Annotated in this window: 20 protein-coding genes; 18 read left to right on the top strand and 2 right to left on the bottom strand. The window is 63.2% G+C overall.

The annotated features are described in order from the left end of the window. The first annotated feature begins 5 nt into the window (after positions 1 to 5). From HYR72_04805 to HYR72_04795, 3 genes are read left to right on the top strand one after another with little or no spacing between them, the layout of a single operon-like run. Positions 6 to 791, top strand: a complete 786-nt coding sequence (locus HYR72_04805) for a zinc ABC transporter substrate-binding protein (GenBank protein MBI1814273.1) — start codon at positions 6 to 8, stop codon at positions 789 to 791. A gap of 8 nt (positions 792 to 799) precedes the next feature. Beyond that, the gene (locus tag HYR72_04800; protein ID MBI1814272.1) at positions 800 to 1,594 is read left to right on the top strand and encodes an ABC transporter ATP-binding protein; all 795 of its coding nucleotides are present in this window, start codon (positions 800 to 802) and stop codon (positions 1,592 to 1,594) included. A gap of 17 nt (positions 1,595 to 1,611) precedes the next feature. Further along, the gene (locus HYR72_04795; GenBank protein ID MBI1814271.1) at positions 1,612 to 2,457 is read left to right on the top strand and encodes a metal ABC transporter permease; all 846 of its coding nucleotides are present in this window, start codon (positions 1,612 to 1,614) and stop codon (positions 2,455 to 2,457) included. Here the strand turns inward: HYR72_04795 and HYR72_04790 are convergent. After that, complete coding sequence (locus tag HYR72_04790) at positions 2,454 to 3,722, bottom strand: transglycosylase SLT domain-containing protein (GenBank protein MBI1814270.1); 1,269 nt, start codon at positions 3,720 to 3,722, stop codon at positions 2,454 to 2,456. The genes HYR72_04795 and HYR72_04790 overlap by 4 nt on opposite strands. 357 nt (positions 3,723 to 4,079) lie before the next feature. On the opposite strand from HYR72_04790, the gene HYR72_04785 reads away from it, so the two are divergent. From HYR72_04785 to HYR72_04755, 7 genes are all read left to right on the top strand, one after another. Then, a complete protein-coding gene (locus HYR72_04785; GenBank protein ID MBI1814269.1) occupies positions 4,080 to 4,469 on the top strand; it encodes a hypothetical protein in 390 nt (129 codons plus the stop codon). A gap of 303 nt (positions 4,470 to 4,772) precedes the next feature. Next, positions 4,773 to 5,033 (top strand): hypothetical protein, encoded by a 261-nt coding sequence (locus HYR72_04780; GenBank protein ID MBI1814268.1) that lies wholly within the window; start codon positions 4,773 to 4,775, stop codon positions 5,031 to 5,033. A gap of 54 nt (positions 5,034 to 5,087) precedes the next feature. Continuing rightward, positions 5,088 to 5,774: a uracil-DNA glycosylase gene (locus tag HYR72_04775; GenBank protein ID MBI1814267.1), complete on the top strand. Its 687-nt coding sequence runs from the start codon at positions 5,088 to 5,090 to the stop codon at positions 5,772 to 5,774. Positions 5,775 to 6,155: 381 nt separating this feature from the next. Continuing rightward, positions 6,156 to 6,359, top strand: a complete 204-nt coding sequence (locus HYR72_04770; protein MBI1814266.1) for a hypothetical protein — start codon at positions 6,156 to 6,158, stop codon at positions 6,357 to 6,359. 20 nt (positions 6,360 to 6,379) lie between these two features. Then, complete coding sequence (locus HYR72_04765; protein ID MBI1814265.1) at positions 6,380 to 6,913, top strand: NUDIX hydrolase; 534 nt, start codon at positions 6,380 to 6,382, stop codon at positions 6,911 to 6,913. After that, positions 6,906 to 7,700, top strand: a complete 795-nt coding sequence (gene pgeF, locus HYR72_04760) for a peptidoglycan editing factor PgeF (protein MBI1814264.1) — start codon at positions 6,906 to 6,908, stop codon at positions 7,698 to 7,700. Before HYR72_04765 ends, pgeF begins: the two co-directional genes overlap by 8 nt. A 25-nt stretch (positions 7,701 to 7,725) precedes the next feature. Continuing rightward, positions 7,726 to 8,001, top strand: coding sequence for a hypothetical protein (locus HYR72_04755; GenBank protein MBI1814263.1), 276 nt, complete (start codon positions 7,726 to 7,728; stop codon positions 7,999 to 8,001). A 10-nt stretch (positions 8,002 to 8,011) separates the two neighbouring features. On the opposite strand, the gene HYR72_04750 is transcribed toward HYR72_04755, so the two are convergent. Further along, positions 8,012 to 10,207, bottom strand: coding sequence for a UvrD-helicase domain-containing protein (locus HYR72_04750; GenBank protein MBI1814262.1), 2,196 nt, complete (start codon positions 10,205 to 10,207; stop codon positions 8,012 to 8,014). A 123-nt stretch (positions 10,208 to 10,330) separates the two neighbouring features. Between HYR72_04750 and HYR72_04745 the strand changes: the two genes are divergently transcribed. The 8 genes from HYR72_04745 to HYR72_04710 all read left to right on the top strand — a co-directional run bounded on the left by HYR72_04745 (position 10,331) and on the right by HYR72_04710 (position 18,052). After that, positions 10,331 to 10,933 carry an RlmE family RNA methyltransferase gene (locus tag HYR72_04745; protein MBI1814261.1) on the top strand — a complete coding sequence of 201 codons (603 nt, stop codon included), beginning with the start codon at positions 10,331 to 10,333 and terminating at the stop codon, positions 10,931 to 10,933. 290 nt (positions 10,934 to 11,223) lie between these two features. After that, on the top strand, positions 11,224 to 12,342 hold the full coding sequence (gene pilM, locus HYR72_04740; GenBank protein MBI1814260.1) for a type IV pilus assembly protein PilM: 1,119 nt from the start codon (positions 11,224 to 11,226) through the stop codon (positions 12,340 to 12,342). Beyond that, positions 12,339 to 12,977 (top strand): PilN domain-containing protein, encoded by a 639-nt coding sequence (locus HYR72_04735; GenBank protein MBI1814259.1) that lies wholly within the window; start codon positions 12,339 to 12,341, stop codon positions 12,975 to 12,977. The genes pilM and HYR72_04735 overlap by 4 nt, the downstream gene beginning before the upstream one ends. Then, on the top strand, positions 12,974 to 13,591 hold the full coding sequence (pilO, locus tag HYR72_04730) for a type 4a pilus biogenesis protein PilO (GenBank protein MBI1814258.1): 618 nt from the start codon (positions 12,974 to 12,976) through the stop codon (positions 13,589 to 13,591). The genes HYR72_04735 and pilO overlap by 4 nt, the downstream gene beginning before the upstream one ends. Then, on the top strand, positions 13,591 to 14,079 hold the full coding sequence (locus HYR72_04725) for a pilus assembly protein PilP (protein ID MBI1814257.1): 489 nt from the start codon (positions 13,591 to 13,593) through the stop codon (positions 14,077 to 14,079). The genes pilO and HYR72_04725 overlap by 1 nt, the downstream gene beginning before the upstream one ends. Positions 14,080 to 14,219: 140 nt before the next feature. Beyond that, positions 14,220 to 16,181, top strand: a complete 1,962-nt coding sequence (gene pilQ, locus HYR72_04720; protein ID MBI1814256.1) for a type IV pilus secretin PilQ — start codon at positions 14,220 to 14,222, stop codon at positions 16,179 to 16,181. Positions 16,182 to 16,347: 166 nt separating this feature from the next. Further along, complete coding sequence (locus HYR72_04715; protein ID MBI1814255.1) at positions 16,348 to 17,430, top strand: 3-dehydroquinate synthase; 1,083 nt, start codon at positions 16,348 to 16,350, stop codon at positions 17,428 to 17,430. Between the two features lie 25 nt (positions 17,431 to 17,455). Then, the gene (locus tag HYR72_04710; protein MBI1814254.1) at positions 17,456 to 18,052 is read left to right on the top strand and encodes a hypothetical protein; all 597 of its coding nucleotides are present in this window, start codon (positions 17,456 to 17,458) and stop codon (positions 18,050 to 18,052) included. Positions 18,053 to 18,055 lie beyond the last annotated feature (3 nt).

Genomic DNA, 18,055 nt, shown 5'->3' with positions numbered 1-18,055 from the left:
CGGTCGTGGCGACGGTCTTTCCGCTCGCCGATATCCTGCGGCAGATCGGCGGCGATCGCGTCGCGGTTCACACGCTGTTGCCGGCTGGCGCGAACCCGCACACTTTTGAGCCGACACCCGAACAGTTGCGTCTCATCGGTGAGGCGGCGCTGGTGGTGCGTGTCGGTGCTGGGCTCGACGAATGGACGGATGGTCTGCTCAGAGCGCGCTCGACTCCGCCGTGCGTGTTCACCGCCGTTGATGGCGTGGCCTTGCTCGGCCCCGCCGATTCGAAACACGGCGACCCGCATGTGTGGCTCGATCCGATTTTGGTGCGCGACGAAATTGTCCCGCGACTGGTGCGTGCGCTGAGCGAAGTCGATGCCGCGGGGCAGGGCGACTTCGAGCGCGGCGGCGCCGCGTTTGCGGCGCAACTCACGCAACTCGATCGCGACATCAGTGTGGGCTTGCTATCGTTGACGCAGCGCGGATTCGTCGCCGTCCATCCAGCGTGGCGTTATTTCGCGCGCCGCTACGGACTCGACGAGATCGCGGTGGTCGAGGACTCTCCCGGCAAAGAGCCGTCGGCACAGACCATCGCGGCAATCGTCCGGCGCGCCCGCGCGCAGCACGCGCGGGTCGTCCTGACCGAGCCGCAACTGAGCCGGCGCATGGCCGATGTGCTGGCGGAGGAGATCGGGGCGAGCGTGGTAACGGTCGATCCGCTCGGTGGCCCCGCGGTGGCGGGACGGGACAGCTATCTCGCGCTGATGCGCTATAATCTGCACGCGTTCGAACAGGCATTGCGATGAGTGAGTCCTTGACTGAATCCGTAGTCGAACTTCACGACGTGGCGGTCAGCATCGATGGGCGCCCCGTACTGTGGAACGTCTCCTTCTCGCTAGCGGCCGGACATCTGCTCGGCATCATTGGCCCGAACGGCGCCGGCAAGACCACGCTGCTGCGGGCCATCCTCGGCTTGCTGGAGCCGACGCGCGGCACGGTGCGCGTGTTGGGTCGCGCGCCACGCCAGCTCGGCGCGCGGGCGCATCAGATCGGTTACGTGCCGCAACGCCGCGACTTCGATCCGCGCTTCCCGGTGTCGGTGCGCGATGTGGTGATGATGGGCCGTGCGGCGTCGCGCGGCTTGCTGCGGTTCAGTCAGCGGCTCGATTGGGAAAAGGTCGACACGGCGATTCGTCTCGTGGGCTTGGCGGGTCAAGCCGATCGGCTCATCGGCGAGCTGTCGGGAGGCGAGCAGCAACGGGCGTTCCTCGCGCGCGCTCTCAGCGCCGATGCGCGACTGCTGCTGCTCGACGAAGCGACCACCGGTCTCGATCTGCCGGCGCAGCACGAGCTGTACAATCTGTTGCAGCGATTGCGCCGCGAATTGAATCTGACCGTGATCGCCGTATCACACGACCTGCTGGCGTTGGGTGTCCATGCCGACGAGCTGCTGTGCATCAACGGCACCGGACACATCCACGGCAATCCGCAGACCGTGTTGCAGAGCCATCAACTCCGTGAGGCGTATCGCTGCGAGTTCGATTTTCTTTCCGACGAGGCGCGCGAAGGGCACGCGCACGAGTCGCCAACGTCTCGAAGGTCCGAATGATGGCGGCGGTCGCGGAGATGCTCAGCTACGGGTTCATGCAGCGCGCGCTGGTCGCCGGCGTGCTCGTCGGTCTGTTGTGCGGCGTGCTGGCGTTCTTCGTCGTCCTGCGGCGGCTGTCGTTCATCGGTGTCGGGATCTCGCACTCGGCGTTCGGCGGGGTGGCCATCGGCGTGCTGACCGGGCTCGATCCGTTCATGTTGGCGGCGGTGGTGTGCACGCTGGTGGCGTGGGCGATCGGCTGGGTGAGCCGCCGCGGGCGATTGCATGAAGACACGGCGATCGGGATTTTGTTTTCGTCGGTGATGGCGCTGGGCGTCGCGTTGATCAGCCTGTCGCGCGACTATCAGGTGGATCTGTTCGGTTATCTGTTTGGAAACATTCTGGCGGTGGCGCCGCGCGATCTGTGGCTGCTACTGGGTGCGACGCTGGCGGTGTTGACGGTGATCGGGGCGTTGTTCAAGCCGTTGCTGTTCGTGGCTTTCGATGAGGAAGTGGCGCGGGCGAACGGCTTGCCCGTCGATGCGTTGCAGTACCTCCTCCTCACCTGTCTCGCGCTCGCGGTGGTGGCGGCGATGCGCGTGGTGGGGATCATCCTGGTCGAAGCGTTGCTCGTGATTCCGGCCGCGATCGGGGTGCAGGTGGCGCGGCGCTATCGCGCCATGCTGGCCGTGTCGGTGCTGAGCGCAATCGGATCGGCGCTCAGCGGCCTGTGTCTTTCGTATGTCTTGAACGTCGCTGCCGGCGCCATGATCATCCTCGTCGCCAGCGCGCTCTTCGTTGTGGCGCTGGCGATCGGACGCGGTCGGCGCGAGCGCTCACGCGCGGCTCTGGCCGTCGCGCAGGGCGCGCCCACCGTAAGCTAGCGGGTCTTGCGCGACGCGATTCGAACCGGCTTCTTCGCCGCGACCACTTTGGCTTTGGGGGACGGGGACGAACCCGGAATGCGCAGCACGCGGCCCGCGGCCACGCGACGGGCGTCGCGGATTCCGTTTGCTTTCTGCAACGACGTCACGCTCACGCCGTGCTGCTTGGCCACCGCTGTCAGGGTATCTCCTTTGCGCAGCTTGTGCGTGCGAGCCACTCCAGTGCGCGCAGCAACCGTACGCGCTGGTACGACCTGGGCGGCGTCGTAACGCATGCGCGCCAGCGCCACTTCGACGATCCCCTTGGTTCCCTTCGGCACGCGCACCGTGTAGCCCTGTGGCGGCGTGACGCCGCGATGCAGGGCAGGGTTGAGTTCCGTGATCTCGTTGACGGACGCGTTGCTGAATTTGGCCACCGTCTTCAACGACACCGAATGATTCACGCGCACCAAGTCGTAGTGCAGCTCTTCGTCCTGTGGTGCATCGAAGCCGTAGACCTCTGGGGCGTGCGCAATCTGCACCGCCGCCAGAAACTGGGGGACAAAGTCGCACGTTTCCGACGGCAGGTAGCCACGCGCGCTCATTTCCCAGTAGTCGTCGGCCCGCCCGCGTTCGAGGATGCGCGCGATGTTCATCTCGCCGGTATTGTAAGCAGCAAGCGAGAGATGCCAGTCACCGAACTGGGCGTAAAGATCCTTGAAGTAGCGGGCGGCTGCGTGCGTCGATTTCACTGGATCGCGCCGCTCATCGACATAGCTATCAATACGCAAACCATAACGGCGACCTGTCGCGAGGATAAATTGCCACGGTCCGACCGCGCCCGCGCGCGACACCGCGTGGGTACGGAACCCGCTCTCGATGATCGGCAGGTACGCGAGCGCGCTCGGTAGATTCTGGTCGCGCAGGACGCGCTGCATCTTCGGCATGTAGCGACCACTACGGTCCAGCGCGCCTTGGTAGAAGCCGCGCTGGCGAGTCTGAAACGTATTCACAAAGCTATCGACGCGGGGGTTGGAGAACTCGAACTGATCGCCCGCTCCCTTGGGTGCGGCACTGATCGGCGGACCGTAGAGTTGCGGATCGGCGATGCTGTAACGCGGACGAGATATGGGTTCAGTCGAAGAGGAATCGCCCCATGAGAATGGGCTGAGGCCATCGACCGCCCGTTGGGACGATGCGCAACCGGCCAGTTGCCATGTCGCGGCGAGGAGCAATGTCACCCCAGCCCAGTGCCGAAGTGCTGCTCCATCCGTATGCTGCCGCATGGGTTCCTCCCTCCCAATTCGGTCGTCTGGGTGGGAAAGAGCGTAGGCGCCCACAGACGACCGAATCAATGATCTATGCAACCGCCATGCTTGCGAGTCGCGTCGTCGAACCCGCCCCCGGTCTGGCCCACGAGCATGTACGCGGGCTCGTAACACAGCCGGGAGCTGGCAACAAGGTTTGGGAGCACCTTTTTGACCAATGATCCGATCCAGCGATCGCCGGTATCCGTCGCTTCAATCTTGTCGCCCCAACTTGCTTGTCGCTTCACCTTGACAGCGCGATGGCCGACACTCAGGATGAGCCGGCGCGGTAGACTTCGCCCGGCGCTCGTCTAAACTACTCGCCTCATGCGTTTCATGCGCTCGCTTCTCGTGCTGTCTCTTGTCGCCGTCGCTGGGCTCACGGTCATCGAGCTGCGCCCCTCAGCCGAGGAAACCGATGAGCCTGAGCTCTCGAAGGTGAGCGACAGTGAACTGCGGACGTTCATTGGTGTGTACAGCGCCATGCAGTTGGATCACGATCTGCAGATCGAACAGGCGATCGAGCCATACCACCTCACCGTGGACGAGTTCCGCCAGCTCGAACGCCGCGTGCAAGCCGAGCAACGGCTCGTCGACAAGGTACGGCAGGCGCTGCTGGCACAAGCCAACAGCCGGCCCGCGCTGGCGAGTGGCGCTGTCGACACTCCCATCGAGACGCCTGCACCGGCACCCTCGCCCACGCCACGGCCGAAGCGCCAGCGCTGATGCACGTCGATATCACATGTAAGAAGTGCGGGGCCCGCAAGCGAGTGGATGTGGGTGCGCCCGGGGATCAATCGCTGGCGGAATTCGTACGCTTGCTGAATGATCGCCTCATCCATCGTCCCAGCTTTGAGTGCTTCGGCGGCCACCTCGAAGTTGCCCCGCCAGTGCCGGGCTTCTGGGATGTTCACTGGGATACGTTGGGCGACTGAGGGCTGAGCGACGGTTCTCACCGCCCGGATTGCACTTGCAACCAACAAGGCGCGCGGGCACACTGACCAGGGCTCCGTTGCCCGGAGGAGGACGATGGCTGACGAGCACGAGGATACGGTTTCGATCGATTCTCAAGAAGTAGTCCGCATGCTGGATGATGTCCGCAGCCGCCTGCGCATCGCGATTTGGGCGCTGCATGGCATGCACCAAGACATGACGGCGCTGACGATCGACGACCTGTCGGACATCGAGCACCTGCTCAGTGAAACCGTCGATCGCGTCCTGGCTCCGGCCAGCGAGGCGCTGACCCAAATCCTTGAGGTGAACCCCGGCGGTCCGTTGACGACGCATTGATCCGCACCGTCGTGTGGCAGTCGCCACACGACACACACGTCGTGAGCACTGGCGATGGCTCGGGAGCCACAGGCGCTGGTCGCGCTGCATAGCGAAGTGGTTGCCTGCCGCGATTGCCCGCGCTTGGTTGTGCACCGTGAACGGGTGGCGATCGAGAAGCGACGCCAGTTTCGCGACTGTGCGTATTGGGGCAAGCCGCTGCCAGGGTTCGGCGATCCGAACGCTCGTGTACTGCTGGTCGGGCTCGCGCCGGCGGCGCACGGCGGGAATCGTACCGGCCGGATGTTCACCGGTGATCGCAGCGGCGACTGGTTGTTCGCGGCCCTGCAGCAGGCCGGTTTCGCCAATCAAGGTTTGTCGGTGAGCCGAGATGATGGGTTGCAGCTCACCGACGCTTACATTACGGCTGCAGTGCGTTGTGCTCCGCCGGACAACAAGCCAACGCGTGATGAGATCCAACGCTGCCGGGAGTTTCTGGTGCGCGAAATGCGTCTGCTGCCGCGGATCGAAATTGTGGTAGCCCTTGGCCGCATCGGGATGGATGCGTACTTGGCGGCACGACTCGCCAACGGTCAGACGGTGCCGCGTCCTCGGCCGGCGTTCGGCCACGCGACGGTGTGCGATCTTGGCGACGTGAAGTTGGTGACGTCGTATCATCCGAGTCAGCAGAACACGCTGACGGGCCGGTTGACGCGGCCGATGTTCGCGAGGGTGTTTCAGATCGTGCGGCGCTTGCTATGAGATGGCTGAAGGTACATTGCATTCGCGCGAAGAGTTTGTCAGGGATGCGACGGATGGCGAAGGTTTGGTTTGTGCGTCGGCGAGGCGCGGAGTGGATTGCGCCAGGAGGGACTCCGGCGCACGAGGCGCCGCTCGCCGAGCTGGTCTTCAAGCTCGACGTCGGACCGCAACGTTGGTTGTCGTGGGAGCGGCCAGTACGAGCTGCTGAGTTACCGCACGAGGAATCGGCTCAGCTTAGCAAGGTGATCGTCGAAACCAGCGCGGCCGATCTTTCTGAGCAAGATTCTACGACGTACAAAGTGGGATTCTACGACTCGCCGTACCCACCAGCCGAAGCCGCGCGCCGCCTCAGTATTCAGTCAGCAGTTGCGAGGTAGGGTGATGGCGAAGCGCATGGTGACGAATTTCTCGCGGGCGGGATTCCCAAGCTACGAGCAGATCGACGAAGAGGGGCAGGCGAAGCCGTGTGTGTACGGGGTACCGTGGGTGAACCCTGACACGATTGCGACGATCCGCCGCCACGGCGCGCAGCGCAGCGATGCGAAGGGCGATCCGATCCCACAAGCGACGCCGCAACCGCGTTGACACGTGGCGCGGCCGCTGCGATGGCTGACGGTGCCGACCATCCTGCTGCAGACTGTGAGCGCTACTGTGTGCGCTGCGGCGGCGCCTTGGCGCCGCGTCAGCTCAAGGCCGTCGAGCCACTGCGGCTGGTGTGCGAGTGCTGCGCTTACGTTCACTATCCCGATCCGAAGGTCGCTGCCTGCGTGATCTGCACAGTCGACGGCAAAGTTGTCTTGCTGCGCCGCGCAATCGAGCCGAGCTACGGCCAGTGGGTGTTTCCCGGCGGCTTCCTCGATCGCGGTGAAGAATTGGAAGCCGCTGCGGCGCGCGAAGCGCACGAAGAAGTCAACGTCGTGGTGCAGGTGCGGCGCCTGCTCAATGTCTACTCGTATCCCGGCCATCCCGTGGTGGTGGTCGTGTACGTCGCCGACATCGTTGCGGGCGTGCCCAGTGTGGGGGATGAGGCGCTCGAAGTCCGAACCTTCGCGCGAAGCGAGATTCCGTGGGGCGAGCTGGCGTTCCCCAGTACCCGTCAGGCGTTGCGCGACTACTTCGGTGTCTCATCCGATGAGTGATCTGCCGGTCCTGCGGGTTGATAGCTGGCGAGGTATTCCCGGACTGACGCACGGGTTTCTCGGCCGCCACGGAGGTGTGAGCCGCGGCGACTTTGCCAGCCTGAACCTGTCCCAGCGCACGGGTGATGACCCTGCTGCGGTGGTCGAGAACCGCCGCCGCGTCGAGGCGCTGCTCGCGCGCGGAAGCCGGTTGGTGTCAATGGAACAAGAGCACGGCGACCGGGTCGTGGTTGTGCAAGCGCCAACGGACGTTGTCGGTCGGGCCGACGCCATGGTCACGGCCACGCCCGGGGCGTTGCTGAGCGTGTTGACTGCCGACTGTGTCCCAATTCTCTTGGTGGCGCCAGCGCGACGCATCGCGGCTGCCGTACACGCGGGTTGGCGTGGTACGCTGGCGGGGATCGTCACTCGCGCGGTGGAACTACTCCGTCGGCAGTGGGAAATCGCACCGGCTGAATTGGCGGCTGCCCTGGGCCCGGCGATCGGTGGGTGTTGCTATGAAGTGGACCGCGAGATCGGCGAACAGCTCGTCGCGCGATGTGAGACCCTGCCGGCCGAGGCGTGGTCTAGCCATGGGGCAAAGGGCATGCTCGACCTGCGCAGCGCGAATCGCCAGCTGTTGTTGCAAGCCGGCATTCCCGCGGCGGCGATTCATTTGGTGGGGCCGTGCACTCGCTGTGCGATGCAGAACTACTTCTCTCACCGGGGCGCTGGCGGGAGCGCCGGCCGGCAATTGAGTTACATCGGATGGGAAATCGGAGTTGTCAGCGCGCGGAAGGCTTGTTAGAGTACGAACGCGAAGGGAGATTGCGATGAAGCGACTAGTTGTGATTCTGCTCACCGCGTTGGTCCTGACTGGTAGCGCGACTGCCGCTCGTGCGGAGCTCCGCCCGGCGCCGGCAACCGACGACTACGACGACTCGCAATCGCATCCGCTGCGAGTAGTGGCGTACCTGTTGAACCCCGCGGGGTTCGCCCTCGAGTGGCTGGTTTTTCGCCCGTTCCATCGCTTGGTGTCGCAGCCGAGTTTGGCGCCAATGTTCGGGCATCGTGACCACACCGACGACAGTACGATCGGCACGCGCTGACGCGTCCTCGTCACGACAGCTTTTCAAGTTGCGCGAAGCGCTGGATCAGCTTCCGGCTGCCGCCGCGATCGAATAGCACCGTCACCTTGCACTGGTCGCCGCTACCTTCGAGCCAACGGATCGTTCCATCACCGAAGTCCTTGTGACGCACGCGCGCGCCCAACCGGAGACCGTTGGTGTCACGCGGCGGACGAGGCAGCTGCGGTCGCTGCGGGGTGTGGACGGGCCGGTCGAGTTGGGAATACGAGTAGTCGATTCTCGGCTCGTCATGATCGTCGCGCGTCGGAGTGAATGTGTCGCTGCGCCGGTCGAGCAGGCGCTCGGGAATCTCCGCGAGGAAGCGGGAGGGCAGGTTTTCCTGGGTACGGCCGAAGACGTGTCGCTGTCGCGCGTGAGTAACGTAGAGCCGCTGACGTGCGCGGGTCATGCCGACGTAACAGAGGCGGCGTTCCTCTTCGATGGCCTCGGGAGTTTCGAGCGAGCGCTCATGCGGAAACAATCCCTCCTCGGCACCGATGATCAAGACTATCGGGTATTCTAGCCCCTTGGAGTTGTGGAGGGTCATAAGGGTGACCCGATCGGTGGCCGTATCGAGGCCATCGAGGTCGGTGACGAGAGCCATTTGTTCGAGGAATGCGGTGAGACCTGGCTCGGGTGCGCGCGCGTCGAAGTCTTCGGTCACGGTGAGTAGCTCGCGGACGTTGTCGGCGCGTGATTCGGCCTCGGGCGTACCTTCTAGGTCGAGGCGATCGAGGTAGCCGCTCTCGTCGATGACGCGGCGCAAGAGCGGGGTCACCGCGGCGCGGTCGGCGCTTTGCAGCGGTTCGATGAGGGCGCCGAAGGCGGCCACGCGCGCTGCCGCTCCGGTGCCGAGCTTCGCCGCGCTGGTATCGCGCACGACATCCCACAACGGTCGGCCCACGGTCCGGGCGGTCACCTCGAGCGTGTCGATGGTAGTGCTGCCGATGCCGCGCGAGGGCGTGTTGATGATACGCAACAGACTGATCGAATCGAGTGGGTTGGCGATCACGCGAAGATAGGCGAGCAGATCTTTGACCTCCTTACGTTCGTAAAACTTCATGCCGCCGACGATGCTGTAGGGCAGTTGCGCATGCGCCAACTCATCTTCGATCGCGCGCGACTGTGCGTTGGTGCGGTAGAACACCGCGACGTCGCCGAGCCGGCCGCCGTCTGTGTGCAGCTGTTCGATCTGTTCGCAGACGAAGCGGGCTTCGCTGCGTTCATCGTACGCGGTGAAGAGCGTAACTGCAGCGCCTGTACCGTTCTCGGTCCACAACGTCTTCCCCTTGCGGCCGCGATTGTGGGCGATCACCGCGCCGGCGGCATCGAGGATCGTCTGCGTCGAGCGGTAGTTCTGTTCCAGGCGGATGATCTGAGCGGTTGGAAAGTCGCGCTCGAAATCGAGGATGTTGCGCAGATCGGCACCGCGCCAGCCGTAGATCGATTGGTCGTCGTCGCCAACCACACACACGTTGCCGTGCGCGGCGCCGAGCAGGCGGAGTAACGCGTACTGCGTTTGGTTGGTGTCCTGGAATTCGTCGACCATGAGGTAGCGAAAGCGGCGCTGGTAAGACTCGCGGAGGTCGCCGTGGGCGCGCAACAAGTCGAGCGTGCGCAACAGCAGATCGTTGAAGTCGAGCGCGGCGTTGGCGGTCAGCAGTTCCTGGTAGCGCTGATACGCTCTGGCGATGCGCTCGTTGTAGGTGTCGGTCGCGCGATCGAGGAGCTCGTCGGCGCGCACATCGTTGTTCTTGGCTCGGTCAATCAGGTGCAGCACGCGAGCCGGCGGGAACAGTTGTTCGCTGAGATTCAGCTCGACGAAGACGCGGCGCATGAGCGTGCGTTGGTCCGTATCATCGTAGATGGCGAAGTCGCGGGGCAGACCCAGCCGCTCGGCGTGGCGGCGCAGCAGCCGGGCGCAGAGCGAATGGAAGGTGGCCATCCACGGCACGGCCGCGCCGGCGAGGAGTTGCTGGACCCGCTCGCGCATCTCGCCGGCGGCCTTGTTGGTGAAAGTCACCGCGCAGATCTCGTCGGGACGAACTCCCGTTGCCGCCACGAGATACGCAAAGCGATGCGTCAGCACGCGAGTCTTGCCACTGCCCGCACCGGCGAGGATTAGCAAAGGGCCTTCGACATGCAGCACCGCTTCCCGCTGCGGAGGATTGAGTGAGTCCAAGTTCATGGTGGCGGCGCACTCTACCAGTCGTCGAAGAGGGTTCAAGAGGCCTCGGCGCGCGAAGGATCAAGCGCGCCAGCGTTGGCCGAAGCTTGAATCGCGACTCGTGCTGCTGGTAGCGTCGCTCTCGTGTATCAGCGCAAGGATGCCTTCTACGCACGCGCCAAGGCGGCGGGATATCGGTCGCGAGCCGCGTACAAGTTGATCGAACTTGATCAGCGTTTTCACCTCCTGCACTCGGGTGACCATGTCGTCGATCTCGGCGCGTGGCCGGGTGGATGGCTGCAGGTGGCCGCCGAGCGAGTGGGGCCGCGTGGCGTGGTTGTCGGCGTCGACTTGAAGCCGATCGATTCGTTGTCGCCCCCGGTTGTGTGTGTGGTGGGCGACGTGCGTGAAATTGCGACACTGGACGCCGTGCGGCGGCATTGCGCTGATCGCGTTGACGCTGTGCTCAGCGACCTGGCCCCGAAGCTGAGTGGAGTGCGCGCAACCGATGCGGCGCGCGCTGCCGAGTTGGGGGATGTGGCAATGGGGGCGGCGGAGTCGCTTCTGTGCCCGGGTGGGCGGTTGCTGATGAAGCTTTTTCAAGGTGCTGAAACGGCCACTCGATTGCGTCGGTTGCGCGAACGGTTCGGGTCAGTGAAGGTGACGCGTCCTGAGGCGACTCGTTCGGGCTCGGCGGAGATCTACGTTGCAGCGCTCGGGTTCCGCGCGCAGCCACTGTCGGTGTGAGTCGCTGCTACACTCTGCGAGCGTCGGAATTCGTGCACTCTGCGTTCAACTTTGCCGTCGGCGCGGCGGCTGCTTGCACCCCTGGCGTGTGTTCGTGGTCGAAATCGTAGTGGCGTGAATCTGGCACTCACCCCCGTCAGTCGATCACGAATGGTTGTCGCCATGCGATGTGGGGGGAGAACTAATTGTTGACAAGGCGGACGGGCCTGATCAATACTCCCGGCGGCAACGGCAAAACTTCGTTGTCGCACAGGGGATACTGTGCGGGCTGTTAGGATTGAGGGGGGACCATGGCTGGTAGCGCAGACTGGAAAAAGCGGATAAGCCGCTTATTTACCGTCTCCCTATCTGACCTCAATCCGCTCAAGGGGGACGAGCAGTACGTCAGCGTCGACATCGGATCGAGCGCGATCAAGATCGTCGAAGTCCGCTCTGGCGGGGGTAGCCTGCGAGTACTGGCGGCGGGTTCGCTCCCGATGCCGAGTTCGGGCATTCAGAACAATATGGTGAGCGACCCCGCTGCGGTCGCCGAAGTTTTACGCGCGCTATTGGAAAGCAAAGGGATACGCAGTCGTAAGGCGATCACCGCCATACCCGGTCCCGCCGTCATCATCAAGCGCGTCACCCTCCCGAGTCAGACGGCCCAAGAACTTGAGAACACCATTCTCTTCGAGGCCGGCAACTTCATCCCCGAAGACCTCGAGAACGTGAATCTCGACTACCAAATCACGGACTACATCGAAGAGGGCAAGCGGATGGATGTCCTATTGGTGGCCGCCAAGAAGGACATCGTGAGTAGCTACGCCGAGACGGTGCGGGCGGCAGGCCTGATGCCCGTCGTCGTGGATGTCGACTATTTCGCGTTGGAGAATATGTTCGAGCTCAACTATGAGCCGCCGCCGAATCAGGTGATTGCGTTGGTGAACGTCGGGGCGCGTTACTCGTCGATCAACATCCTTCGCAACGGGCGGTCCACCTTCACGGGCGACGTGCCCGTGGGCGGTCGCGACATCACCGACGCGCTCGTACGTGATCTCGGCGTCGAAGTCGACGTCGCCGAGCGTCTCAAGGCGGGCGAAACGGTTGCCGGCGTCGATGCGGAACAGGTCGCGGTTGCGATGGGGCCCGCCGCGGACACCCTTATTGATGAGATCCATCACGCCCTCAGTTTCTTCTGGACTGCGGCGACTGACGAAACGATCAACGAAGTGTATCTCAGCGGCGGCGCTGCGCGCATGCCTGAGCTTGGCGACCGCCTCAGTCAGCGCATTGAAGTGCCGGTGGCTGTGGCTGATCCGTTGGCGCGCGTGACGCTCAGTTCCACGCTCGAAGCTAGCGGCCTGCGCCAGCAGGGACCCGACTTTGCCGTGGCGATGGGCCTCGCGGTGCGGCGGCCGGACGACAAATGATCCACGTCAACCTCCTGCCGCTGAAGGAAACTCAGCGGGCGCTGGGGGAGCGCCAGCAAACCTCCCTGGCGTTGCTCAGCTTCAGTGTCGCTCTGCTCATCATGGTCGTTCCGTACGTTCTACAGGGCCGCCGACTTACGCACCTCGATGAGGAGATCGACGGAATCCATAAGGAACTGCAGCAACTCAGCGAGCAGACGCGTGAGGCGAAAGACCTCGACAAAAAGAAGAACGAACTGCTGGCCAAGCTCAAGGTGATCGATGATCTCAACCAAAAGCGCGTCGGCCCACTCCACGTCCTAGAAGGCCTGAGCGCCTCATCGCCCGAGAAGTTATGGCTCGTAGAATTCAACGAGTCGAAGGGTGTCGCGCAACTGACCGGAATGGCGCTCGACAACCAGACGGTCGCCTTGTTCCTGCGCCAACTCGGCCAGTCGCCATACTTCGTCAATGTTGACTTGGTCGAGGCGAGCCAGAGCCAACCGTCGGCTGGGGCAGACCCCTCGGCGTCCGGGTTCAAGAAGTTCATCATCAAGACCGGCATCGACTACTTCGGTCGGGCGGGCAAGCCCGAGGCGCCCGCCAACGCGGCAGCACCGGGGAGTGCACCCTCTGCGCCCGGGAAGCAACCATGAACCAGCTCCTCGCGCAGATTTTTGAACTGCCCGCGCGCCAGCGGGTATTACTCTTGGTTGGTGCCGTGGGGCTGCTCTTCTTGGTCTACGCGTGGTGGTTCTACTGGCCGCGCGCGGACGAAATCGCCTCGAAGGAAACCCAACTCGAAGAGATGACCAAGGAGCGTAACCGCAAGGCCGCGCTCGCGGCGAATCTGGTCGTTGCGCGCAAAACGGTCGCTGACCTCAACGCGGCGCTCAAGCAGGCCGTGCAGCAGTTGCCTGATACCAAGGAAATCCCCGATCTGCTCAGCAATATATCCTCGGTCGGTCGGGAAGCCGGTCTCGAAATCATGCAGTTCCGCCAGAAGGAAGAACAGCCGATCGACTTTTATGCCGAAGTGCCCGTGGAGATCGCGGTGAAGGGAGGCTACCGCCAGATCGCGTCCTTCTTTGACCAGGTCAGCCGCCTCACGCGCATCGTCAACATGTCTAGCATCGTCATGAAGACGCCGGCGAAAATCGAACGCGATCAAGTGATTCTCGACACCTTCTGCACCGCCACGACGTTCCGTTTTCTCGATGAAGCCGAACGTGAGCGCATCGCGAAAGAACGCGAGAAAAAGGCCAAGTGATGATGCGCTGGGTTGCAGCGACCGTTGTAACGCTCAGTCTGACGCGGATCGTAGCCGCGCAAGCCCCGCCGCCTGAGGTGATGGAGGAAGCGAAATTTGCCCCGCGCCCAGTGCCGACACCGGGCGCGCTCGATCTTGCCGCCCTGCGGGACCCCTTCAGGCCATTCATTCTCGACTTGCGTGAGACCGGCAAGACTAGTGAGCCGCAGACGCCGTTGCAGCGATACGATATCGGCCAGCTGACTGTGGTTGGCATTCTGTGGGAGATCAGTCCGCCGCGCGCCATGGTCGAGGACAGTATCGGGATGGGCTACATCGTGACCGTTGGTACGCCCATTGGCCGGCGCAGCGGAGTGGTGAAAGCCATCGAACCGGACCGTCTGGTGGTCGACGAGCGCGTGATTGATTTCTACGGCCAAGAGCAGGTCGCGGAGGTGGTGATGGAGCTGCCGAGCGACAAGGGAAACAAGCCTACGGGGCGGGAGTGACCATGATGCGAGGCAGACGCTCAATACACGTTGTCTTGGCAGGGTGGCTGTGCGCGCTCGCGGCCGGGTGCGCGCGCTCCCCGGTCATCGAAACGATCCAAACCTCAGAAGCAACGACAGCCGCTCATCCCGGTGAGGTGTTGAGCGAGGCCATCCCGCCCGCACCCGCCGCAGGAGCAGTCGCACCGATCGGGATCGCCGTGCGCGAAATCAAGGTGATCGAGGACAACGGCCAGCGAGGGGTTTTCGCCAAGCTCAGTCGGCCACCCGGTACCCTCAATCACTTCGCCCTCGAAAATCCCCCACGCGTGGTGATCGACATCGTCGGCGCGGCCGGTACGGTCACCGACGCGCAGCGATTTCCAGTGACCGATGCGCTGGTGGAACAAATTCGCCTCGCCCAACATGAAGGGAACCTGCGACTCACCATTGAGCTGCGCGGTAAATCCGTGCCCGCTTATACGGTCAACGATCTCAACGACACCGTGATCGCCTTCCTCGGCGAGCCACAAGGCAATGCCGAGCCCGTACGCGAACAGGTTGTCTTCAGTCAGCGCGCAGCTGAAGTCGCGGCCGCCTCGGTCAATGAGCCGCACACCGTTCCGAAGCCGGCTTCCAAGCCTCCCGCGATGCGGGTCGCGGATGCTGAAGCACCGTCTGGATCGAGTGACCCGCTCGAACGACTCACCCAGCCCCGCAGCTACACTGGCCCGCACGTGTCGCTGGATCTCAAGGACGCCGATGTCCACAACGTGATCCGGCTACTCGCAGAAGTCAGCAAGCTGAACATCGTGGCCACTGAAGATGTGAAGGGCAAAGTGACCTTGCGGCTCTTTGATGTGCCGTGGGATCAGGCGCTCGACATCGTGTTGAGCGTGCTGTCGCTCGAGAGCGTGCAAGAAGGCAACGTGATGAGGATCTCCACTGTGAACCGGTTGCGCACCGACCGCGAAGATCTGCGCAGGGCGCAGGAAGCGTTGCGCGCGGTGGAACCGCTGCGCGTCGAGTACATTCATATCAACTACGCCAAAGCGGTGAAGTTGGGGGATATTGTCGGCGGCACCAACCGCTCCGGAAACGCGCGCTCGGTCGAGTCCGGCACGGGCATCCTCACCAACCGTGGTAGCGTGGTGGTCGACGAATTCACCAACACGTTGATCGTTCGCGATGTGCAGCGCGGTATCGACAACGCGCGCGAGTTGGTGCGCCAACTGGACGTTCAGACCCCGCAAATCCTCATCGAGTCCAGCATCGTCGAGGCGACGTCGGACTTCGCGCGCTCACTCGGGGTGCAATGGGGCTACAAGGCTTCGATTGGGCCGCAGACTGGAACCACCACCGGCGCCAATTTCCCCGGTACCATCGTCGCGGGCGGAGGCGGGCCCGGAGGCGCCGCGTTGGGAATTCCGCTCGTTGCCGATTTCCCTGCCGGCGGGAACTTTGGACCGGGCTCGGCCGGCTCGCTCGGGTTGCTGTTGGGATCTCTCAACGGAGCCTACGCGATCGATGCGCGCATCACCGCGCTCGAAGATCTTGGCAAGGCCAAGATCGTCTCGCGGCCCCGGGTGGTGACGCTCAATAACGTACCGGCGACCATCAAGAGTCTCACCATCATCCGGGTGAAGTTGCCAGGCACCGGTACGGTGATCAACACGGGCGCCGGAGGTGCCGCCGGTGGGCAAAGTACTGCGACGGAAAAAATCGAGACCGGCATCACCCTGGTGGTGACGCCCCAGGTGTCGTCCGATGGTTTCGTCCTGCTCGACATGTTCGCCAAATCGAGTCAAGCCGACTTCACGCGTACCGTGGACCAGATCCCGACGGAGATCAGCCGTGAGGCGAACTCGCACGTGCTCATCAAGGACGGCCAAACGGTCGTTCTCGGTGGCATCTACCGCGATCAGCGCAACGATGCGGGGCGCTCCATGCCGTTCTTAGCTGACATTCCGGGACTCGGCTGGTTGTTCCGCAACACCACAAAGACCGATCGCCGCGAGGACTTGCTGGTCTTTCTGACCCCCCGTGTGTTGGGTGGCGCTCATCCGGGGCTGCCGTCCAGCGAGGACCTGTGGCAGCACCGCGGTGAGGCGGGCGTGCAGTAAGAACAGGTCTTGCCAATGGCCAACGGAATTCGAATGGGATTCATGGACTCTGCGGAAACAGTGGTCCGACGATGGCGGATCGAAGACGGCGTCAGTGCGATGGATTTGTCGGGATGGAGTGAGCGTGACCGCGACGGGCAACCAACCGAGTGAGGCGGGCTCATACGTGACGAACACCACCGTCACTGTCGACCTCCACGAACGATCGTACCCGATCGTTATCGGCGTCGAGGTATTGGCCAGCCTAGGCGAGCGGCTGCGGGCCATGCAGGTCAGTCGCACGGTGGCCATTGTCACCAATCCGATCGTTCGCCAACTCTATGCGGACGCTGTCGTCGGGGGGCTGACTGCGGCCGGGTTTGCGGCCACCATCATCGAGATCCCCGCCGGCGAAGAGCACAAGAATTTCGCCTGGCTCACCTTTTTGTATGATCGACTGCTCGAAGCGCGACTGGATCGCAACTCGGCGGTTGTGGCTCTCGGTGGTGGAGTGATCGGCGATCTAACTGGGTTTGCCGCCGCGACCTTCTTGCGCGGTGTGCCGTACGTTCAGATCCCGACGACGTTGCTGGCGCAGGTCGACTCGAGCGTCGGTGGCAAGACGGGCGTGAACCATCCGCAGGGCAAAAACCTCGTCGGCGCATTCTACCAACCGCGATTGGTTCTGATCGACACGGAAACTCTGCACTCGTTACCACGGCGAGAGTTCATCGCCGGGCTCGCGGAGGTCATCAAGTACGGCGTGATTCTTTCGCCCGATCTTTTCGCGCTGCTGGAGAGTGACCTGGCGCGAATTCTCGCGTTGGATTCAACGGTGCTGCGCGAGATTATTCGTGTCAGTTGCACACTCAAGGCGCTGGTGGTCGGGGAGGATGAACGGGAGAGGGGCGTGCGCGCCATCCTCAATTTTGGACATACGCTAGGCCATGCGATCGAGAGTCTAACCGAATATAAGCGATACTTGCATGGAGAGGCGATAGCTATCGGCATGGCGTTTGCTGCTCGATTGTCGAAGGTACGAGGGCATTGTTCGGAAGAGACGGTCACGCGGGTGGTGAGGGTGCTCAAGCGGGCGGGGTTGCCAGTGGAAATTCCGCGCGAGGTAGTGGGACGACACCTCGCGTTGGCGATCGAGGGCGACAAGAAAATGTCGGGTGGCAAGATCAAATTCGTCTGCATCAGCGAAATCGGTCGCACTCTGTTTGACCAACTCGGGGCCGCCGAAATCGCCCAATGTGTGGCGCGGTGAGGCGGGAAACTCAGCGGAGGGGCTCATGAGGTGGGTGTACACAATAGCAGCAACCATTCTGACGGCGGCGCTCGTGTTCGGCTGCGGTGGCAGTGCCGGTGATTCGCTGGTCTTGCAGTTTCAGAACTTTGCCGCCCCCCTCAACAGTCAGTTCGACTCAGTCAATCAGACCAGTGCCGAAGTCGACGTGGCATCGCACGTCTGTCCGAGCGGCCTCGGCGAGCCAATCGAAGAAACGCATGCCGTGGCTGTTTTCGTCAACCGCGAAGGGGCTGATATCGTGCTCGATACGATTTCGATCAACAATCAGGTTGCCGGGGCGGCGCCAGTGACACGCCACGTGTCGTCGCTCGTCATCGGCGGGCGCTGCGGGGGTAACCCGAGCCAACAGTGTGCGCTCGATGGTGACTGTGGCCTCGGGGTATGCCAGCACAGCGAGACGCAGGTCTCGTTTCTTCTGTTCGATTTCGAGACCAAGGCGACCGTCAGTACCGGCACGTTCAACATTCCGATCACGTTCTCGGGTATCGACTCACGCAACGCACGCTTCACGGTCAACACCAGCATGACGGTGACCTTTGAGGACTTTGATCATTGCCCGAGCACGGGGGGCGGGCAGTAAATG

The organism is Deltaproteobacteria bacterium (assembly GCA_016178705.1).
Lineage (GTDB): Bacteria > Desulfobacterota > Binatia > HRBIN30 > JACQVA1 > JACOST01.
This window is presented reverse-complemented; position numbering and strand designations above follow the sequence as displayed.